We start from the raw sequence: 18,599 nt of genomic DNA on the forward strand, positions 1-18,599 counted from the left end.
TTCTGGGGGGCCGCCCTTTTTGTGGGTTTCCCAAACAAAAACTTACCCAAACCCGGGGGTTTTTAACTTTGGTGGGGGGGGCGCGCACCCTTTTGCCCCCCCCCCCCACTTCCCGCGGGACTCCCCGCGAGGCCGCCTACTGGTCCCGGTACATCTCCGCGACCAGGAACGCCAGGTCGAGGGACTGGCTGCGGTTCAGGCGCGGGTCGCAGGCCGTCTCGTAGCGCTGGTGCAGGTCGTCGACGAAGATCTCGTCGCCGCCGCCCACGCACTCGGTGACATCGTCACCGGTGAGCTCGACATGGATGCCGCCCGGGTGGGTGCCGAGGGTCTTGTGGACCTCGAAGAAGCCCTTGACCTCGTCGAGCACGTCGTCGAAGCGGCGGGTCTTGTGGCCGGAGGCCGCCTCGAAGGTGTTGCCGTGCATCGGGTCGGTCACCCAGGCGACGGTGGCGCCCGAGGCGGTGACCTTCTCGACCAGCTCGGGGAGCTTGTCGCGGACCTTGTCCGCGCCCATCCGGACGACGAAGGTCAGCCGGCCCGGCTCGCGGTCCGGGTCGAGGCGGTCGATGTACTTCAGCGCCTCCTCGGCCGTCGTCGTCGGGCCGAGCTTGAGACCGATCGGGTTGCGGATCTTCGAGGCGAACTCGATGTGCGCCCCGTCCAGCTGCCGGGTGCGCTCACCGACCCACACCATGTGCGCCGAGACGTCGTACAGCTTGCCGGTGCGGGAGTCGACCCTGGTCAGGGCGGACTCGTAGTCCAGCAGCAGCGCCTCGTGCGAGGAGAAGAACTCGACCGTCTTGAACTCCTCGGGCTCCGCGCCGCAGGCCCGCATGAAGTTCAGCGCGTTGTCGATCTCGCGGGCGAGCTGCTCGTAGCGCTGGCCGGACGGGGAGGACTTCACGAAGTCCTGGTTCCAGGCGTGCACCTGGCGCAGGTCCGCGTAACCGCCGGTGGTGAAGGCACGCACCAGGTTGAGCGTGGAGGCGGACGCGTTGTACATCCGCTTCAGCCGCTCGGGGTCCGGGACCCGGGAGGCCTCGTCGAAGGCGAAGCCGTTGACGGAGTCGCCCCGGTAGGTCGGCAGCGTCACCCCGTCACGGGTCTCGGTCGGCTTGGAGCGCGGCTTGGAGTACTGGCCGGCGATCCGGCCCACCTTCACCACCGGGACGGACGCGGCGTACGTCAGCACGGCGCCCATCTGGAGGAGGGTCTTGAGCTTGTTGCGGATCTGGTCGGCCGACACCGCGTCGAAGGCCTCGGCGCAGTCGCCGCCCTGGAGGAGGAACGCCTCTCCCTTGGCGACGGCCGCCATCCGGGCGCGCAGCTGGTCGCACTCGCCCGCGAAGACGAGCGGCGGATACGACTCCAGCTCCGCGACGGCTGCGCGCAGAGCCTCGGGGTCGGGGTACTCGGGCTGCTGCGCCGCGGGCAGGTCTCGCCAGGTGTTGCCGACGCTCAGGCCGGTCTTAGCGTTCACTGTCACCCCGTAAACACTACGGGGTCGTGTCGACTGTTTTTTCCCTGGCTCGACTGGTGAGACGGGGTGATTGTCCTGTGGACGGAGGGTGGCGTGCGGTACGGTGAGCGCATGTTCGCGCTTTCGAACCAGAACTGGTGGTGGACCGCTTCTCCGGCGGCCCACTGACTGCGCGTACGCAAGACTTCGCGAAGGCCGCCCAGAGGGCGGCCTTCGGCGTTTCCGGGGCCGCTCCTCTCCCACCTGCAAGGGATCACAGAGGATCATGGACCTGACCCAGCTGCTCCACGACGAGCGCCCGTTCGCCCTGCTCCGCCGCCGTACTCCCGGCCACGACGAGAGCACGGTGGAGGTGCTGCTCGGCCCGGTCACCGCCCGTGACCGGCTGGCCGCCCTGCCCGAGGAGGGGCTCGCCCTGATCCCGTTCCGGCAGATCCGCGAGCGCGGCTTCGACGTCCGCGACGACGGCACGCCCCTGCTGGTCCTCACTCCCGAGGAGACCCACACCCTGCCCCTGGCGGACGCCCTGGCCCAGCTGCCCGCGCACGCGGTGCGGGTCGAGGACGGGGGCTTCGACGTCGACGACGAGGAGTACGCGGAGATCGTCGGCCGCGTGCTGCGCGAGGAGATCGGCCGGGGCGAGGGCGCGAACTTCGTGATCCGGCGGACGTACCAGGGCCGGATCCCGGGCTTCGGCCGGGCCGACGCGCTGGCCCTGTTCCGGCGGCTGCTGGAGGGCGAGCGGGGCGCGTACTGGACGTTCGTCGTGCACACCGGGGACCGGACGCTGGTCGGCGCCAGTCCGGAGGTACACGTCCGGATGTCCGGCGGCACGGTGGTCATGAACCCGATCAGCGGGACGTACCGCTATCCGGCCGAGGGGCCCACCCCGGAGCATCTGCTCGGCTTCCTCGCCGACGGCAAGGAGATCGAGGAGCTGTCGATGGTCGTCGACGAGGAGCTCAAGATGATGTGCACGGTGGGCGACATGGGGGGCGTGGTGGTCGGGCCCCGGCTCAAGGAGATGGCCCACCTCGCGCACACCGAGTACGAGCTGCGCGGCCGGTCCTCGCTGGACGTGCGGGAGGTCCTCAAGGAGACGATGTTCGCGGCGACCGTCACGGGCTCGCCGGTGCAGAACGCCTGCCGGGTGATCGAGCGCCACGAGCCCCTCGGGCGGGACGGGGTCGGGCGCGGCTACTACGCCGGTGCGCTGGCCCTGCTCGGCCGGGACTCCGGCGGCGCCCAGACCCTGGACTCGCCCATCCTGATCCGCACCGCGGACATCGACGCGGACGGGCGGCTGCGGGTCCCGGTCGGTGCCACCCTGGTGCGCGGTTCGGACCCGGCGGGCGAGGTCGCGGAGACGCACGCGAAGGCGGCGGGGGTCCTCGCGGCCCTCGGGGTACGACCGGCACGGCCGCGTGCGGAGGGGGCGCGGCCCCGGCTGGCCGACGACCCCCGGGTGCGGGCCGCGCTGGACGGACGCCGGGGGGCGCTCGCGCCGTTCTGGCTGCGGATGCAGGAGAGGACCGGAGAGCTGGCCGGGCACGCGCTGGTGGTGGACGGCGAGGACACGTTCACGGCGATGCTCGCGCACGTGCTGCGGGCGGCCGGGCTCGACGTGACCGTCCGGCGCTACGACGAGCCGGGGCTGCGGGCGGCGGTGCTCGCACACGACGGGCCGGTGGTGCTGGGGCCCGGGCCCGGCGACCCGTCCGACCTGGACGATCCGAAGATGCGGTTCCTGCGGAAGCTGACGGCGGCCGTGCTCCGGGAGCACCGGCACGGGGTGCTGGGCGTCTGCCTGGGGCACGAGCTGATCGCCGCCGAGCTGGGCCTGGAGATCGTGCGGAAGGAGGTGCCGTACCAGGGGGCGCAGGCGGTCGTGGACCTGTTCGGGCGCCCGGAGACGGTCGGCTTCTACAACAGCTTCGTGGCCCGCTGCGACGAGGAGGCGGCACGGGAGCTGGCGGCGCACGGCGTGCGGGTGAGCCGGGCGGCGAACGGCGAGGTGCACGCCGTACGGGGGCCGGGGTTCGCCGGGGTGCAGTTCCACCCCGAGTCGGTGCTCTCCCTGAACGGCGCGGCCGTGGTGCGGGAGCTGATCGGTCAGCTGCGCGGCGCCGCCACGTCCTCCTCCGAACGGCGGCCGGTCCGGTAGTCCGGGACGTCCGGACAACAGGGTCCGCCCACGGAGAGCGCGTGCCGTCACGGTGACCGTGACGGCACGCGGACGGGCCGTACCACGGGGTGCGTGGAAAGCAGGATCCGGCGGTCAGCCGAAGAACACGCCGACCTCTTCGTACAGCTTCGGGTCGACGGTCTTCAGCTTGGCCGTGGCCTCCGCGATCGGCACCCGGACGATGTCGGTGCCGCGCAGCGCGACCATCTTGCCGAAGTCGCCGTCCCGGACGGCGTCGATGGCGTGCAGGCCGAAGCGGGTGGCCAGCCAGCGGTCGAAGGCGCTGGGCGTGCCGCCGCGCTGGATGTGCCCGAGGACGGTGGTGCGGGCCTCCTTGCCGGTGCGCTTCTCGATCTCCTTGGCCAGCCACTCGCCGACCCCGGACAGCCGGACGTGCCCGAAGGAGTCCAGCGACCCGTCCTTGAGGACCATCTCGCCGTCCTTCGGCATGGCGCCCTCGGCGACGACCACGATCGGGGCGTACGACGCCTTGAAGCGGGAGGTGACCCAGGCGCACACCTGGTCGACGTCGAAGCGCTGCTCGGGGATGAGGATGACGTTGGCGCCGCCGGCGAGGCCGGAGTGGAGGGCGATCCAGCCGGCGTGCCGGCCCATCACCTCGCAGACCAGGACCCGCATGTGGGACTCGGCGGTGGTGTGCAGCCGGTCGATGGCCTCGGTGGCGATACCGACCGCGGTGTCGAAGCCGAAGGTGTAGTCGGTGGCGGACAGGTCGTTGTCGATGGTCTTCGGTACGCCGACCACGGGCACGCCGTACTCGTCGGTGAGGCGGGCGGCGACGCCGAGGGTGTCCTCGCCGCCGATCGCGATGAGCGCCTCGACCTCCAGTTTGGCGAGGTTGTCCTTGATCCGGCGGATGCCGTTCTCCTGCTTCAGCGGATTGGTCCGCGAGGAGCCGAGGATGGTGCCGCCGCGGGGCAGGATGCCGCGCACGGCGGGGATGTCGAGGCGGACCGTGTCGCCTTCGAGGGGGCCGCGCCAGCCGTCCCGGAAGCCGACGAAGTCATAGCCGTACTCCTGCACGCCCTTGCGGACGATGCCCCGGATGACGGCGTTGAGCCCGGGGCAGTCGCCGCCTCCGGTCAGTACTCCGACCCGCATGGAAATGTCCCTTCGCCGCGGTTGCCTGGTGGGGCTCACGCTAGTGGTGATCCAGGTCACACAGGGATGGGCGCGGAAGGGCAATTCCGGTGAATTGTCAGGCGGTTGGTTTACGTTCGGGCCGCGAAGATCAGATCAGTCGCCTTCCGGACCGTCGTCGAGACCGCGCTCTATCGCGTACCGGACCAGCTCCACCCTGTTGTGCAGCTGGAGCTTGCCGAGGGTGTTCTGGACGTGGTTCTGGACCGTACGGTGCGAGATGACCAGGCGTTCGGCGATCTGCTTGTAGCTCAGGCCCTTGGCGACCAACCGCAGCACCTCGGTCTCGCGGTCGGTGAGCCGGGGCGCGTCGGGGCCGCCGGCGTCGGACGCCGGCGCCGGTTCGGAGGCCAGCCGGCGGTACTCGCCGAGCACCAGACCGGCCAGGCCCGGCGTGAACACCGGGTCGCCGACCGCGGTACGGCGGACCGCGTCCAGCAGCTCCTCGGTCGAGGCCGACTTCAGGAGGTAGCCGGTCGCGCCGGACTTCACCGCCTCCAGGACGTCGGCGTGCTCCCCGCTCGCCGAGAGCACCAGCACGCGCAACGCCGGGTTGTGGCCGACGAGTTCCTTGCAGACCTGGACGCCGGGCTTGGCGGGCAGGTTGAGGTCCAGGACGAGGACGTCGGGCGCGACGGCCCTGGCGCGGCGCACCGCCTGCTCGCCGTCCCCGGCGGTGGCGACCACCTCGAAACCGGACTCGGCCAGGTCCCGGGCGACCGCGTCGCGCCACATGGGGTGGTCGTCGACCACCATGACCCTGATGCTCATCGCCGCTCCGCCTTCCCCAGGGAGACCTTCGGTACCTTCAGCTCTACTTCCGTGCCCTGCCCGGGAGTCGAGAACAGCTCGGCGCTGCCGCCGAGGTCGCGCAGCCGCCCCCGGATGGACTGGGCCACCCCGAGCCGCCCCTCCCCCTCGGCCTGTGCGAGCCGGCCCTCCGGAATGCCGGGGCCGTCGTCCCGTACGGACACCACGATCTCGTCGGGCTCGTCCTCGACCAGGATCCAGGCCCGCGCCCCGGCCCCCGCGTGACTGCGCACGTTGTCCAGGGCGGCACCGACGGCCGCGGCCAGCTCGCGCGCCGCACCCGGCGGCAGCTCCACCGGCGCACCGGGCTCGGCCAGGCTCACCCGGGCTCCGGCATACGGCGCGAGCAGTGCGCGCAGGTCGACGGGACCGGAGTCGTCCGGTTCCTCGACGAGGCGTACGAGCGCGCCCTCGGCCGCGTCCTCGGACGCCCGCGAGAGCGGCACCAGACCGCCGGAGACCAGGGTGCGCAGCGCCACCTCCTGCTCCCCCGCCATCCGACCCAGTTCGGCCGCCTCACCGCCGAGGACCGCACCCCGACGCTGCACCATCGCCAGCACCTGGAGCACGCCGTCGTGGATGTCCCGGGCGAGCCGCTCCCGCTCCCGGGTCGCCGCCTCGATCTCTAGGGCGCGGGCGAGGGTGCGCTCGGAGGCACGGGCCACCTCGACGACGTAGCCGATGGCGATGGAGGCGACCCAGACCAGGATCACGTTGTGGACGGTGTCGCGGGCCGGGTGGCCGCGCTCGACCAGGTTGGCGACGGCGACCGAGGTGGAGGCGAACGCGGCCCAGCGCCAGCCGCCCTTGAGGGCGTAGGCGAGGACCGAGCCGGCGGTCCATATCGACGGCAGGGTCGGGCCGCCGCGGTCGATATGACCCTGGCTGACCACCCAGGGGGTCAGCACGATGCCGGTGAGCGCGATCGCGAGGTCGACGGCGAGGAAACGCTTGGTGCAGGCCGCCGCGTTCTGGACGCGGGGCAGGGTCGCCAGCGTCCAGACGGTCAGGACGGCGTAGTAGGCGATGGCGACACCCGGACGGTCGTACTCGTCGTAGGCGGAGGCGAACAGGCCGATCGCGTACAGCAGGGTCAGCACGCGGTAGCCGGTCAGGGCACGCCACAGGGGCTGCTCGACCGACATCCGTATGACGCGTTCCCGCTTTGTCATCTCCCCCAGTCCCCCCCGGTCCCCCGGTCCCTCGGTCCCCCCTGCCGCCGGTCTAGGACTCGACGGCCTTCTTCTCGGCCTTCGCCGCCTCCTTCTCGGCCTTGGCGGCCTCCGCGATCTGCCGCTTGGCGGCGGTCGCGTAGATGTCGACGTACTCCTGGCCGGAGAGCTTCATGATCTCGTACATGACCTCGTCGGTCACCGCGCGCAGCACGAACCGATCGTGCTCCATGCCCTGGTAGCGGCTGAAGTCCAGCGGCTTGCCGATCCGGATGCCCGGGCGCATCAGCTTGGGCATCACCTGCCCCGGCGGCTGGATCTTCTCCGTGTCGATCATGGCGACCGGGACGACCGGAGCGCCCGTCGCGAGCGCAACGCGCGCGAGGCCGCCCGGCTTGCCCCGGTAGAGGCGGCCGTCGGGCGAGCGGGTGCCCTCCGGGTAGATGCCGAACAGCTCGCCGCGCTCCAGCACGTCGATGCCGCTCCGCACCGCCGCCTCACCGGCGCCGCGCCCGCCGGAGCGGTCCACCGGGAGCTGGCCGACGCCCTTGAAGAAGGCGGCCGTGAGGCGGCCCTTCACGCCGGGCGTGGTGAAGTACTCGGCCTTCGCGATGAAGGTGACCTTGCGGTCCAGCACCGCGGGCAGGAAGAACGAGTCCGAGAAGGACAGGTGGTTACTCGCCAGGATCGCCGGGCCCTCGGCCGGGACGTTCTCCAGGCCTTCCACCCAGGGTCTGAAGGCGACCTTCAGCGGTCCCCCGATAGCGACCTTCATCGCGCCGTACAACAACCGAGTGCCTCCCGTTTCCGTCGATGAGACCTTAACCCGGAGGGCCGGGAATGGCCCCGACGACCCTGGTCGGTGTCAGCGCCGTCGCGTACGGTGAAGGACATCCGAAGTCGTCGTTCGTGCCTCTCTCAGTTCCTGCCCCCTCTCATGAATTGGAGACCGAAGGTGCCGGTTCTCCCCGGAGCCGAGCCGTACCGCCATGACGGCGGGGAGGTCGGTGTCCTGCTCTGTCACGGTTTCACCGGCTCGCCCCAGTCGCTGCGCCCCTGGGCGGAGCACCACGCGGCCCACGGTCTGACCGTGTCCGTGCCCCTGCTGCCCGGGCACGGCACCCGCTGGGAGGACATGCAGGTCACCGGCTGGCAGGACTGGTACGCGGAGGTGGACCGCGAGCTGCGCCTGCTGCGCGAGCGCTGCTCGCAGGTGTTCGTCGCGGGCCTGTCCATGGGCGGCGCCCTGGCGCTCAGGCTGGCCGCCAAGAACGGGACGGGTGTGGACGGAGTGGTGATCGTCAACCCGGCGAACAAGGTGCACGGCCTCTCGGCGTACGCCCTTCCGGTGGCTCGGCATCTGGTGCGCACGACCCGGGGCATCGCCAGCGACATCGCCAAGCCGGGCGCCGCGGAGGTGGGGTACGACCGGGTGCCGCTGCACGCCGCGCACTCGCTGCGGAACTTCTTCCGCCAGGTGGACGGCGAGCTTCCCCAGGTGACGCAGCCGCTGCTGCTCCTGCGCAGCACCCAGGACCATGTGGTTCCGGCGGTCGATTCGGCCCGGATCCTGAGCCGGGTGTCCTCCACGGACGTAACGGAGGTAGTGCTGGAACAGAGTTACCACGTGGCGACGTTGGACCACGACGCGGACCGGATCTTCGAGGGGAGCCTCGCCTTCATCGGCCGGCTCGCACCCAGTGTCGGCAAGGAAGGGACGGCCGCAGTTGGCTGAGCACGACTCCGACCGCGAGGACCGCGAGCCGGACGAGACAGGGGTGCCCTTCGACGAGGCGGCCGCCTGGGCGGCGATCGTCGCCGGGTACGGCGACGAGCCGCCGGACCCGCCGGGCGCACAGCCCTACAAGCCGGTGGAGGACCTCGAGCTGCCGGCCATGGAAGAGGAGGTCGCCGAAGCCGGGGCGGCCGAGGAGCAGCGGCCTGCCCAGCCCCTGGGCAGCTCCGTCTCCTTCGCGCCCGGGGTGGGTCCGCGTGACTACACGGCGCCGGAGCCGTCCGAGGACGACTTCGACGATGACGACGAGGGGCACTTCGTGCCGCCCGAGCCGCCGCCGCTGCCGACCGCCGACACGACCGCCAGGTTCGCCTGGCTGGGCGTGGTGGGCGGGCCGATCCTGCTGCTGGTCGCGGTGCTGCTCGGCTGGGACATGACCTGGTGGCTGGCGACGGCGGGGATCGGCGGGTTCCTCGGCGGTTTCGTCACGCTGGTGGCCCGGATGAAGACGGACGACGACGAGGACGGTGACCCGGGGCGCGGTGCCGTGGTCTGAGGTTCCGCCCGGGACGCCGGGATTCCGAGGGCGGCCAGGAGCGGAGGGTGGGCAGCGCCTCCGGCCGCCGGACGCCGTCCGGCGGCTCCGGTTCAGGCCGCGGGGATCCGCAGCGCGGCCAGCACGGGCAAGTGGTCCGTCGCCCTGGTGAGGTCGGCCTCGGCCACGCCCGGCGGGTCCAGGGGAACGCCGCAGCCGAGCACCTCGATGCCCTTCGTCGCGAAGATCGCGTCGATGCGCTGGCGGGGGTCGGTGGAGCCGGAGGTGAACTCGCCGCCCCAGGGTGCGGCGGTACGGCAGTCCTGGAAGGCGTCGGCCAGGCGGCGGAAGGTGCGGCCGTCGGGGCGGTCGTTGAGGTCGCCGCCGGCGATGGCGTGCTCCACCCCCATGCCGGCGACCCGGTCCAGGAGCATGCCGCCCTGCTCGTAGCGCTCCTCCTGCTGGAGGCTGAGGTGGAAGCTGGTGACGCCGAGGCGGGCACCGCCGAACCGGACGACGGCGGTCGCGAAGCCGCGGCGGTGCAGGCCGGGGGTGAGGGGCAGGAGGACGTCCTCGGTGCGCTCCACGGTGGCGCGGAGGTCGCAGAGGACGGCCGGGCCGGCCGCGGTCGCTCCGCCGGTGAGGATCACCAGGTCGGAGGCGGCGGCCAGGCGGGCGAGCTTCTTGCGCCAGCGGAAGAAGCGGGGCGCCTCCTGGATCAGGACCAGGTCGGGGGCGCAGGCCTTGATGACACGGGCCAGGGCCTGGGTGTCGTCCCGCATGGAGCGGATGTTGTAGCTGAGGACGCGGATGACGGCGGAACCGTCGGGCTCTGTGTGGGAGTTGGGGAGCGACACGGTTGCCATGCCGTCAATTTACGACACGAGGGAGTCGGGACGCCCGATGGGGCGGGGCGCGAGGCGGGTGCGCGACTGCCGGCCTCGTCGTGGCCGGTCGCGCGCGCGGGGCGGTAGCCGCATATCGGCTACCGCCCCGCGCCTCCCCCAGAAGAGAGGGGACCAGTGGACGGCGATCACATGATCGGGTCGGGCTCCCGGGCCAGGTCCGCCGCGCCCACCAGGCCCGCGTCGTTGCCCAGCTGGGCGGCGATGACCTCGGCCACCGGGCGCCAGTTGCCGCCTACCAGCCAGCGCTTGTAGGACTTGCGGATCGGGTCCAGGACCAGTTCGCCCTCGTCGGAGAGGCCGCCGCCGACGATGAAGGCGGAGGGGTCGAAGAGGGAGGCCAGGTCGGCGAGGCCGGCGCCGGCCCAGCGGGCGAGCTCGCGGTAGGAGTCGACGGCTACCGGGTCGCCCTGGCGGGCGGCCATGGAGATGTGCTTGCCCTCGATGCCCTCGGGGGTGCCGTCACCGAGGCCGAGCAGGATCTCGGCGGCCTCGGGGGTGGCGTTGGCGCGCTGCTTGGCGTAGCGGACGAGGGCGCGGCCGGAGGCGTACTGCTCCCAGCAGCCCTGCGAGCCGCAGCCGCACAGCAGCCCGTCCGGAACCATGCGGATGTGACCGAACTCGGCCGCGACGCCGAAGTGCCCGCGGCGCAGCTTGTTGCCGATGATGATGCCGCCGCCGAGGCCGGTGCCGAGCGTGATGCAGATGACGTTGCGGTGGCCCTTGCCCGCGCCGAACTTGTACTCGCCCCAGGCGGCGGCGTTGGCGTCGTTCTCCACGACCACGGGGAGGCCGACACGGGCCTCGACCTTCTCCTTCAACGGCTCCTGGCGCCAGTCGATGTTGGGCGCGAAGTAGACCGTGGAGCGCTGCCGGTTCACATAGCCGGCGGCACCGATGCCCACGCCGACGATCTCGTGCCCGGCGCGCGCACCCTCTACGGCGGAAGCAATGGCGTCCACGATGCCCTCGGGCGTGCCCGGGGTCGGCACCTTGTGGGTCGAGAGGATGTTGCCTTCCTCATCGACCACGCCGGCCGCGATCTTCGTGCCGCCGATGTCGACGCCGATGGTGAGTCCCATGAATCCCTCAGTTTCGGTCGAGCCCCGCTACGGCCAACCGTACCCGAGGCCCTGCCATCGGGTTCCCGTCGTCCGCCCGCGGGGCGGGCCCGGCGGGCGGACGGTGCGTGCGGCTGCAAGGCGGAGGAGGGGGTCGACGCGGCGGGGGCACCCCCGGCCGAAGGCCGGGGGACGTCGGCGACCGACGACAACGCCGCTGGGGGTCCCCCCTCTGGGGAGTGCGTGCCCTACGCCGCCGGGCTGGGGGCACCTCCCACGCCCTTCAGGCAGTGGGGGAGGGAACCCGATGGCAGGGCCTTCAGGGGGCTGTCAGTCGAGGTCGATGCGTTCGCCGGGGCCGGGGTCCTCGCCCTTGTCGTGGCCGCCGGAGGTCCAGCGGGTCTCCTGGGTCTGGACCGCGGAGCGGTACGCGGCGAGGAGTTCGCTGCCGGCCGCGGCCAGGTGGTCGAAGACGTCGGGGTTGCGCTCTATGACGGGCTCGACCGCGTTCTTCGCCTGCTGCACGACCTGCCGGACCACCTGCTGGGCGGCGGGCCCGGCGACCGCCCCGAGAAGCGGGCTCTGGATGCCGGAGAGCTTGTCGGCGACGGCGTCGACGAGCTTGCGCAGTTCCTCGGCGGCCGATCCCGGGGGCGGGCCGTACTGGGCGCGACGGCGGACCTTCTCCGCCTCCAGGTCCTCGGCACAGGCCGTGGCCCAGGCGTCGGCGTCGGTCGCCCGTACGTCGTCCGCGGCCTCGGAGGCGTCGGCTGTGGGGCGCTCTTCGCTCATGACGGACTCCTGACTACGGTTCGTCTCTACGACGTTACCCGAACGGGCGTACCGGATTCACCGTCAGCGCGGCCACAGATCCGGGTCCGGTGTGAAGCGCATCCGGAGTTCGCCGTCGCGCAGCGCGGCCCCGGCGACGGTGCAGCGGCGCAGGGCCGACGGCAGTGCGACGATCCGGCGGAAGCCGCCGACGGTGATCACGAGTTCGTCGCCGCGCCGGACGAGGTCGAGGCCGTCCCGTATCGCACCGGGCAGCGGGATGTGCCAGACGAGGACGCCGTCCTCCTCGATCCGGTCGGCGACGGGCCACTCGACCGGTGCGGGCGCGATGTTGACGCCGGGCACGGGGAGTGCGGCGAGGTCCTCGGTGCCGCGCGGGTCGTGCCCGAGGTGGGGTACGGCGGTGACCTCGAACGTCTCCGCCCAGTCGGCGAGGGCCTTGCGCTGCTGGGCGACCAGACCGTGCAGGGGGGTGTCCTCAGGCAGCACGCGGTTGCCGACCAGGGCCTCGGTGCGCAGGCCGCGCAGGGCGAGGCCGAGGCGGGCCGTACGGACCGCGTCGGCACCGGCCGGTCCAGGCTCGGCGACCAGGCGTACGGCGGTGTGGCGGTCGGCGAGGACGGCCTCCACGGCGGCCAGCTCGACGTCCCAGCGGGCGGCCGTCTCGTAGAGCCAGTCGGCGGGCATGGGGACGCCGGCGAGCCGGCCGAGGACGGGGCGCAGGGCACGGGCCGCCTGCCGCTCGGGCGGGAGCAGGCGGCGCAGGTACCGGCGGAGCTCCTCGGGGAGGGCGAGGAGGGCGAGCGCCTGGGGGGCGGGCGGGAGGTCCACGACGAGCAGCTCGTACCGCTCCGAGAGGGCGGCGTCGCGCAGGGCGCGCAGGAAGGAGAGTTCCTCTGCGCCGGGCAGGGGGGTGAGCTCCTCGGCGTCCAGGCGGGAGGCGCCCAGCAGGTCGAGGACGCCCGCGGCGCGGGTCTGGAAGGCGGTGAGGTCCTCGCGGAACCGGGCGGCCGCGTCCGGGCGCCAGGCGGTGAGGGTGGGGGTGACCTGTCTCGGCGCCGGACCTGTCGCCGTGCCCAGGGCCGCGCCGAGGGTGTCCGTGCGGTCGGCGCCGAGCACGAGGGTCGGGGTGCCCTCGCCCGCGGCGCGCAGAGCGGTGGCCGCGGCGACGGCCGTACGGCCACTGCCGCCGGGTCCGGTGATCAGGATGGTGCGCATGGGGGTGAACCGTAACGGACGTCCAGGTGGGCCCCCGCTGTGGCTGGCGCGGGGGGGTGTCACTTACCGGCGTTGGCAGGGTGCCGCTGCGCCCACCCGTGCCGCCTGGGGGCACCTCCCAGGCTCTTGAGGCACTGGGGGAGGCACGCCTGCCCCAGCCAGGTAGGCCCCGTCAGAGGCGCGGGGAACTGCGCGGCCGGCCACGACGGACCCGCGCCCGGGAGACCACGGGTACCCCCGCGGCGTGTCCCTACTTCTCCCCCGACTCCACCCTCTTCTTCAGCCCCGCCAGAGCACGGTCGATGATGACCTTCTCCGCCTTCCGCTTGATCATCCCCAGCATCGGGATCTTCACGTCCACCGTGAGCGAGTAGGTGACCTCGGTCGCCCCGGCCCCCGCCGGCTTCAGCAGGTAGGACCCGTCCAGCGACCGCAGCATCTGGGACTTCACCAGCGTCCAGGACACCTCGTTGTCACCGGTCCACGTGTACCCCAGCGTCTGGTCGTCCTTGATCGCACCCGCGTCCATGACGAGCCGGACCTGCTCGGCCCGGCCCTTCGCGTCGGTCTTCAGCACCTCCGCCTCCTTCACCTCACCGGTCCAGTCCGGGTATCGGGCGAAGTCGGCGATCACCGCCATGACGTCGGCCGGGGCCGCCTCGATCGTGATGCTCGAGCTGGTGTGTTCCGCCATCGCCGTGGCTCCTCCAGATGCGGGCCGGTGAGACCGGTACAAGGGGTCTCCGTGCGCGAGCGTGCGCACGCGTGTGCAGCGTGAAGGCTACCGCGCGTCCGACCAGGCGACTTCACACCCGTCCGGGGCCGTCGTCACCATTCCAGCGCCCAGGGCCGCCCGGTACCGGCGAAGTGCCCGACGTTCACGCACTCGGTGGCCCCGATCCGCATCCGCTTCACCAGCGGCTGGTGGACGTGTCCGAAGAGCGAGTAACGCGGCCTGGTGCGCCGGATGGCGTCGAGCAGCGCCCGGCTGCCCCGTTCGAAACGGCGCGCCACCGTGTCGTACACCAACTCGGGCACCTCCGGCGGAATGTGCGTGCACAGCACGTCGACCTCGCCGAGCGCCTCGATCTTGGCCGCGTACTCCTCGTCGGAGACCTCGTAGGGGGTGCGCATGGGCGTCCGCAGTCCGCCGCCCACGAAGCCGAAGACCCGGCCGCCGATCTCCACCCGCTGCCCGTCGAGGATCGTGGTGCCCGGCCCCGCGTACTCCGGCCAGAGCGGTGGGATGTCGACGTTGCCGTAGGTGGCGTACGTCGGGGTCGGGAACGCCGCGAACATCTCGGCGTACTGCTTGCGCACCGCCTTCTCGATGGCGGTCGCCCGGTCCATGCCGATGCCGCCCCACAGCCGGGCCCCCAGTTCCCGGGCCTCCTCGAAGCGGCGGGCGGTGCGGAGTTCGACGAGGCGGTCGGCGTTCTCGACGCCGAACAGGTCGGGGAAGATGCCGCGCGAGTGGTCGGCGTAGTCGAGGAAGAGGACCAGGTCGCCGAGGCAGATCAGGGCGTCCGCGCCGGCGCCGGCGCGGGCCAGGTCACGGGCGTTGCCGTGCACGTCGCTGACCACGTGGACGCGGGTCGTTCGGTTGCCGGAGGGTGTGGCTGCCATGGTGATCAAGCGTAGGCCTGTGCGGCAAACGTGAACAGGCGATGGCCGGACCTGCGGTTACTGGTCAGTCACTAAAGCGGTGGACTACCGTACGCGAAGGAACACCAACCTGTGTGACGCAGCGAACATCTCGCCGGGACCCCCTGTCGAAGAAGCCATACCGGCGGGTAACGTCCGGGCAGTCCAGTCGTGCTCAGAAATTCAACCAACGGATCTTCCGGCCCGTGGCGAAGCCCTGAGTACCTGCCCGAGCCTTGGACCGCACCGTCGCATCGCACAACGTCGTGGCGTCGGCGCCCTATGAGGAGCAGCAGTCTTGCGCGAGTTCAGCCTTCCGGCTTTGTACGAGGTCCCCTCGGACGGCAATCTGACCGACATCGTCCGCAGAAACGCCGCGCAGCATCCGGATGTCGCCGTCATGGCCCGCAAGGTCGGGGGTGTCTGGCAGGACGTGACCGCGACCGCCTTCCTGACCGAGGTGCACGCGGCCGCCAAGGGCCTCATCGCCTCCGGCGTGCAGCCGGGCGACCGGGTCGGCCTGATGTCCCGCACCCGCTACGAGTGGACGCTCCTCGACTTCGCGATCTGGTGCGCCGGCGCGGTCACCGTGCCGGTGTACGAGACCAGCTCGCCGGAGCAGGTGCAGTGGATCCTCAGCGACTCCGGCGCGACCGCCTGCGTCGTCGAACTCGACACCCATGTGGCCGCCGTCGAGTCGGTGCGCGAGACGCTGCCGGCCCTCAAGCACGTCTGGCAGATCGAGGCCGGCGGCCTGGAGGAGCTGGGCCGGCTCGGCCAGGGCGTCGCGGACGCGACCGTCGAGGAGCGCAGCTCGCAGGCGAAGGCGGACGACCCGGCGACCATCGTCTACACCTCGGGGACGACGGGCCGCCCCAAGGGCTGCGTCCTCACCCACCGCAACTTCTTCGCCGAGTGCGGCAACATCGTGGAGCGCCTGCGCCCGCTGTTCCGCACCGGCGAGTGCAGTGTCCTCCTCTTCCTCCCGCTCGCCCACGTCTTCGGCCGGCTCGTGCAGATCGCCCCGATGATGGCGCCGATCAAGCTGGGCTGCGTCCCGGACATCAAGAACCTCACCGACGAACTGGCCGCCTTCCGGCCGACGCTGGTCCTCGGTGTCCCGCGGGTCTTCGAGAAGGTCTACAACTCGGCGCGTGCCAAGGCGCAGGCGGACGGCAAGGGCAAGATCTTCGACAAGGCCGCGGACACCGCGATCGCGTACAGCAAGGCGCTGGACACGCCGTCGGGCGCGCCCCTCGGGCTGAAGATCAAGCACAAGACCTTCGACAAGCTCGTCTACAGCAAGCTGCGTGCGGTGCTCGGCGGCCGGGGCGAGTACGCCATCTCCGGGGGCGCCCCGCTCGGCGAGCGCCTGGGCCACTTCTTCCGCGGTATCGGCTTCACGGTCCTGGAGGGCTACGGCCTGACCGAGTCCTGTGCCGCGACCGCGTTCAACCCCTGGGACCGGCAGAAGATCGGCACGGTCGGCCAGCCGCTGCCCGGCTCGGTGGTCCGTATCGCGGACGACGGCGAGGTGCTGCTGCACGGCGAGCACCTGTTCCGGGAGTACTGGAACAACCCCGGCGCGACCGCCGAGGCGCTGGCCGATGGCTGGTTCCACACCGGCGACATCGGCACCCTGGACGAGGACGGCTACCTCAGGATCACCGGCCGCAAGAAGGAGATCATCGTCACCGCGGGCGGCAAGAACGTCGCCCCGGCCGTGATCGAGGACCGCATCCGCGCGCACGCGCTGGTCGCGGAGTGCATGGTGGTCGGCGACGGGCGGCCGTTCGTGGGCGCGCTGGTCACCATCGATGAGGAGTTCATGGGCCGCTGGGCGGCCGACCACGGCAAGCCGGCGGGCTCCACCGCGGCGTCGCTGCGTGACGACCCGGATCTGATCGCGGCGATCCAGGACGCCGTCGACGACGGCAACGCCGCGGTGTCGAAGGCGGAATCGGTGCGGAAGTTCCGCATTCTGTCCTCCCAGTTCTCGGAGGAGTCGGGCCACCTGACGCCGTCCCTGAAGCTCAAGCGCAACGTGGTGGCGAAGGACTACGCGGACCAGATCGAGGCCCTCTACCAGAAGTAGAGCGGCACGTGGCCCGCCTGTCGGCTCACATGTCCTCGGCGAGAACCCGTTCCATCGTCCGCTCGGCGAGCGCGGTGATGGTCACGAACGGGTTCACGCCGATGTTCCCGGGCACCAGTGAGCCGTCCGTGACGTACAGCTTCGGATACCCCTTCACCCGGCCGTAGTCGTCGGTGGCCCTGCCCAGCACGCAGCCGCCCAGCGGGTGGTAGCAGAAGTCGTCCGCGAACACCTTGCTGCCCGACCCGAACAGGTCGTACCGGTAGATCGTCGCGTTGGCCGAGTTGATCCGGTCGAAGAGCTTCTTGGCCATCGCGACCGAGACCGCGCTCTGCGCCGCGGTCCAGCCCAGCTTCACCCTGTCGCTCGCGGCGTCGTAGGTGAAGGAGGCCCGTTGCGGGTTCTTGGTGATCGCCAGGTACAGGCTGACCCAGGTCTCGAAGCCGATGGGCAGCGGGGCGATCTCCGCGAAGACCGGGTTGTCGGTGTTGGCCCAGTCGTCGATGCCCATCACCGGCATGGTCGCCTGGTTGGCGCCGGTGGTGTCCCAGATGTGGTTGGCGCGCCCGAGCATGGTGTTGCCGTTGGTGCTCCACCCGGCGCCGACACTGGAGTTGAGCGCGGGCAGCGCCCCGGTGTCCCGGGCCCGTACGAGCAGTTCGGTGGTCCCGAGGCTCCCGCCGCCGAGGAACAGGTAGGTACAGCTGTACTGCTTGCTCTCCACGACGGCGCCGGTCGCGTCGATCCGGTCGACGCCGAGCAGCCAGCTCCCGTCGCCCGCCCGGCCGATGGACCGCACCTTCTCCAGCGTGTGGATGGTGAGGTTCCCGGTGCCGAGGGCGGCGGCGAGGTAAGTCTTGTCGAGGCTCTTCTTGCCGTGGTTGTTGCCGTAGATGACCTCCTGGGCGAGCGCGGACCTGGTGGCGGTGCCGGCGGCCTCCTTCTGCATGTACCCGAAGTCGTAGACGTTGGGCACGAAGGTGGTCTTGAGGCCGGTGTTGGCGGCGGCCTTCCTGGAGGTCCGGGTGAACTGGTACCACTCTGTCGACTCGAACCAGGTGGCGTCGACGGTGTTGACGCCGAGCATGGAACGGGCGCGCGGGTAGTACGTGGTGTACATCGCGCTCGCGTCCACGGTCGGGAACTGCTCGCTGAAGTACGACTGGAGCGGGGTGACCGCCATGCCCCCGTTGACCAGCGAGCCGCCGCCCACGCCGCGCCCGACGTACACGGACATGTTGTCGTAGTGCACCCGGTCCAGGACGCCCGGATAGGGGATGATGTCCTTGTTGACGACGTCCAGCCAGAGGAAGCTGGCAAGCGGGGCCTCCGTGCGGGACTTGAACCACATGGATCGTTGGTCCGGGGCGGCGGTGGAGCAGAAGACCTTCCCGTCGGAGCCGGCCGTGTTCCACAGCTGCCCCATCTCGATCATCAGGGTCCGCACGCCGGCCTGCCCGAGCCGGAGCGCGGCCACGGCCCCGCCGTACCCGGAACCGACCACGATCGCGGGCGCGTTGTCGACGGCGGCCGCCTCCTCGGCGGCCTGCGCCGACGGGAGCCCGATCCGGGTGAGACCGGCCGCGGCGGCGGTCTGGAGGGCGATCATGCCCAGGATGTGACGTCTAGTCAGCTGACGCTGCATCAGTTTTGCTGTCATGCGCGCAGCATGTGCGGATTTTCCGGTTCCGCCTAGGCCTGCGACAGGGTTGGTGACAACGCGCCCCCGTAGGGGCGCGGGGCCGTATTTGATATGCGGCTACCGCGTGGGCGCGACCAGCCACAACGCACCCGCGGACGAAC

The 18,599-nt window shown here is 71.5% G+C and carries 17 protein-coding genes; 5 read left to right on the forward strand and 12 right to left on the reverse strand.

Annotated elements, in window-relative coordinates; genetic code table 11:
- Window positions 1-136: 136 nt before the first annotated feature.
- Entirely contained in the window at window positions 137-1,489 is a 1,353-nt protein-coding gene (locus AB0N16_RS10810) for a class II 3-deoxy-7-phosphoheptulonate synthase (protein WP_365795243.1), read from the reverse strand.
- Window positions 1,490-1,594: 105 nt separating this feature from the next.
- Between AB0N16_RS10810 and AB0N16_RS10815 the strand changes: the two genes are divergently transcribed.
- Both AB0N16_RS10815 and AB0N16_RS10820 read left to right on the forward strand, forming a co-directional pair.
- Window positions 1,595-1,651: a trp operon leader peptide gene (locus AB0N16_RS10815; protein WP_111582571.1), complete on the forward strand. Its 57-nt coding sequence runs from the start codon at window positions 1,595-1,597 to the stop codon at window positions 1,649-1,651.
- A 97-nt stretch (window positions 1,652-1,748) separates the two neighbouring features.
- Window positions 1,749-3,647 carry an anthranilate synthase family protein gene (locus tag AB0N16_RS10820; protein WP_365795245.1) on the forward strand — a complete coding sequence of 633 codons (1,899 nt, stop codon included), beginning with the start codon at window positions 1,749-1,751 and terminating at the stop codon, window positions 3,645-3,647.
- A 114-nt stretch (window positions 3,648-3,761) separates the two neighbouring features.
- On the opposite strand, the gene AB0N16_RS10825 is transcribed toward AB0N16_RS10820, so the two are convergent.
- From AB0N16_RS10825 to AB0N16_RS10840, 4 genes are all read right to left on the reverse strand, one after another.
- Entirely contained in the window at window positions 3,762-4,790 is a 1,029-nt protein-coding gene (locus AB0N16_RS10825) for a 6-phosphofructokinase (protein WP_365795247.1), read from the reverse strand.
- Window positions 4,791-4,925: 135 nt separating this feature from the next.
- Window positions 4,926-5,600 (reverse strand): response regulator transcription factor, encoded by a 675-nt coding sequence (locus AB0N16_RS10830; RefSeq protein WP_365795249.1) that lies wholly within the window; start codon window positions 5,598-5,600, stop codon window positions 4,926-4,928.
- Window positions 5,597-6,811 carry a DUF5931 domain-containing protein gene (locus tag AB0N16_RS10835; RefSeq protein WP_365795250.1) on the reverse strand — a complete coding sequence of 405 codons (1,215 nt, stop codon included), beginning with the start codon at window positions 6,809-6,811 and terminating at the stop codon, window positions 5,597-5,599. Before AB0N16_RS10835 ends, AB0N16_RS10830 begins: the two co-directional genes overlap by 4 nt.
- A gap of 52 nt (window positions 6,812-6,863) precedes the next feature.
- Window positions 6,864-7,586 carry a lysophospholipid acyltransferase family protein gene (locus AB0N16_RS10840; RefSeq protein WP_365795252.1) on the reverse strand — a complete coding sequence of 241 codons (723 nt, stop codon included), beginning with the start codon at window positions 7,584-7,586 and terminating at the stop codon, window positions 6,864-6,866.
- Window positions 7,587-7,766: 180 nt separating this feature from the next.
- Here AB0N16_RS10840 and AB0N16_RS10845 point away from each other — a divergent pair, with 180 nt between their 5' ends.
- Complete coding sequence (locus AB0N16_RS10845) at window positions 7,767-8,546, forward strand: alpha/beta fold hydrolase (RefSeq protein ID WP_365795254.1); 780 nt, start codon at window positions 7,767-7,769, stop codon at window positions 8,544-8,546.
- Window positions 8,539-9,102: a hypothetical protein gene (locus AB0N16_RS10850; RefSeq protein ID WP_365795255.1), complete on the forward strand. Its 564-nt coding sequence runs from the start codon at window positions 8,539-8,541 to the stop codon at window positions 9,100-9,102. The genes AB0N16_RS10845 and AB0N16_RS10850 overlap by 8 nt, the downstream gene beginning before the upstream one ends.
- 92 nt (window positions 9,103-9,194) lie before the next feature.
- Here AB0N16_RS10850 and AB0N16_RS10855 read toward each other — a convergent pair whose 3' ends face one another.
- The 6 genes from AB0N16_RS10855 to AB0N16_RS10880 form a co-directional block, all read right to left on the reverse strand.
- Window positions 9,195-9,947, reverse strand: a complete 753-nt coding sequence (locus AB0N16_RS10855) for an endonuclease/exonuclease/phosphatase family protein (protein ID WP_365795257.1) — start codon at window positions 9,945-9,947, stop codon at window positions 9,195-9,197.
- Window positions 9,948-10,114: 167 nt separating this feature from the next.
- A complete protein-coding gene (locus AB0N16_RS10860; protein WP_365795259.1) occupies window positions 10,115-11,068 on the reverse strand; it encodes an ROK family glucokinase in 954 nt (317 codons plus the stop codon).
- 309 nt (window positions 11,069-11,377) lie between these two features.
- On the reverse strand, window positions 11,378-11,839 hold the full coding sequence (locus AB0N16_RS10865; protein WP_365795261.1) for a DUF5304 domain-containing protein: 462 nt from the start codon (window positions 11,837-11,839) through the stop codon (window positions 11,378-11,380).
- A gap of 63 nt (window positions 11,840-11,902) precedes the next feature.
- Window positions 11,903-13,057 (reverse strand): ArsA-related P-loop ATPase, encoded by a 1,155-nt coding sequence (locus tag AB0N16_RS10870; RefSeq protein WP_365795263.1) that lies wholly within the window; start codon window positions 13,055-13,057, stop codon window positions 11,903-11,905.
- Between the two features lie 250 nt (window positions 13,058-13,307).
- Entirely contained in the window at window positions 13,308-13,751 is a 444-nt protein-coding gene (locus AB0N16_RS10875; protein ID WP_301653415.1) for an SRPBCC family protein, read from the reverse strand.
- 134 nt (window positions 13,752-13,885) lie between these two features.
- A complete protein-coding gene (locus AB0N16_RS10880; protein WP_365795266.1) occupies window positions 13,886-14,683 on the reverse strand; it encodes a metallophosphoesterase in 798 nt (265 codons plus the stop codon).
- Between the two features lie 316 nt (window positions 14,684-14,999).
- On the opposite strand from AB0N16_RS10880, the gene AB0N16_RS10885 reads away from it, so the two are divergent.
- Window positions 15,000-16,796: an AMP-dependent synthetase/ligase gene (locus AB0N16_RS10885; protein ID WP_365795268.1), complete on the forward strand. Its 1,797-nt coding sequence runs from the start codon at window positions 15,000-15,002 to the stop codon at window positions 16,794-16,796.
- A 25-nt stretch (window positions 16,797-16,821) separates the two neighbouring features.
- Here the strand turns inward: AB0N16_RS10885 and AB0N16_RS10890 are convergent, their stop codons facing one another.
- Complete coding sequence (locus AB0N16_RS10890) at window positions 16,822-18,405, reverse strand: GMC oxidoreductase (RefSeq protein WP_365796167.1); 1,584 nt, start codon at window positions 18,403-18,405, stop codon at window positions 16,822-16,824.
- Window positions 18,406-18,599 lie beyond the last annotated feature (194 nt).

It is taken from the genome of Streptomyces sp. NPDC051105 (genome assembly GCF_040682795.1).
Classification (GTDB): Bacteria; Actinomycetota; Actinomycetes; order Streptomycetales; family Streptomycetaceae; genus Streptomyces.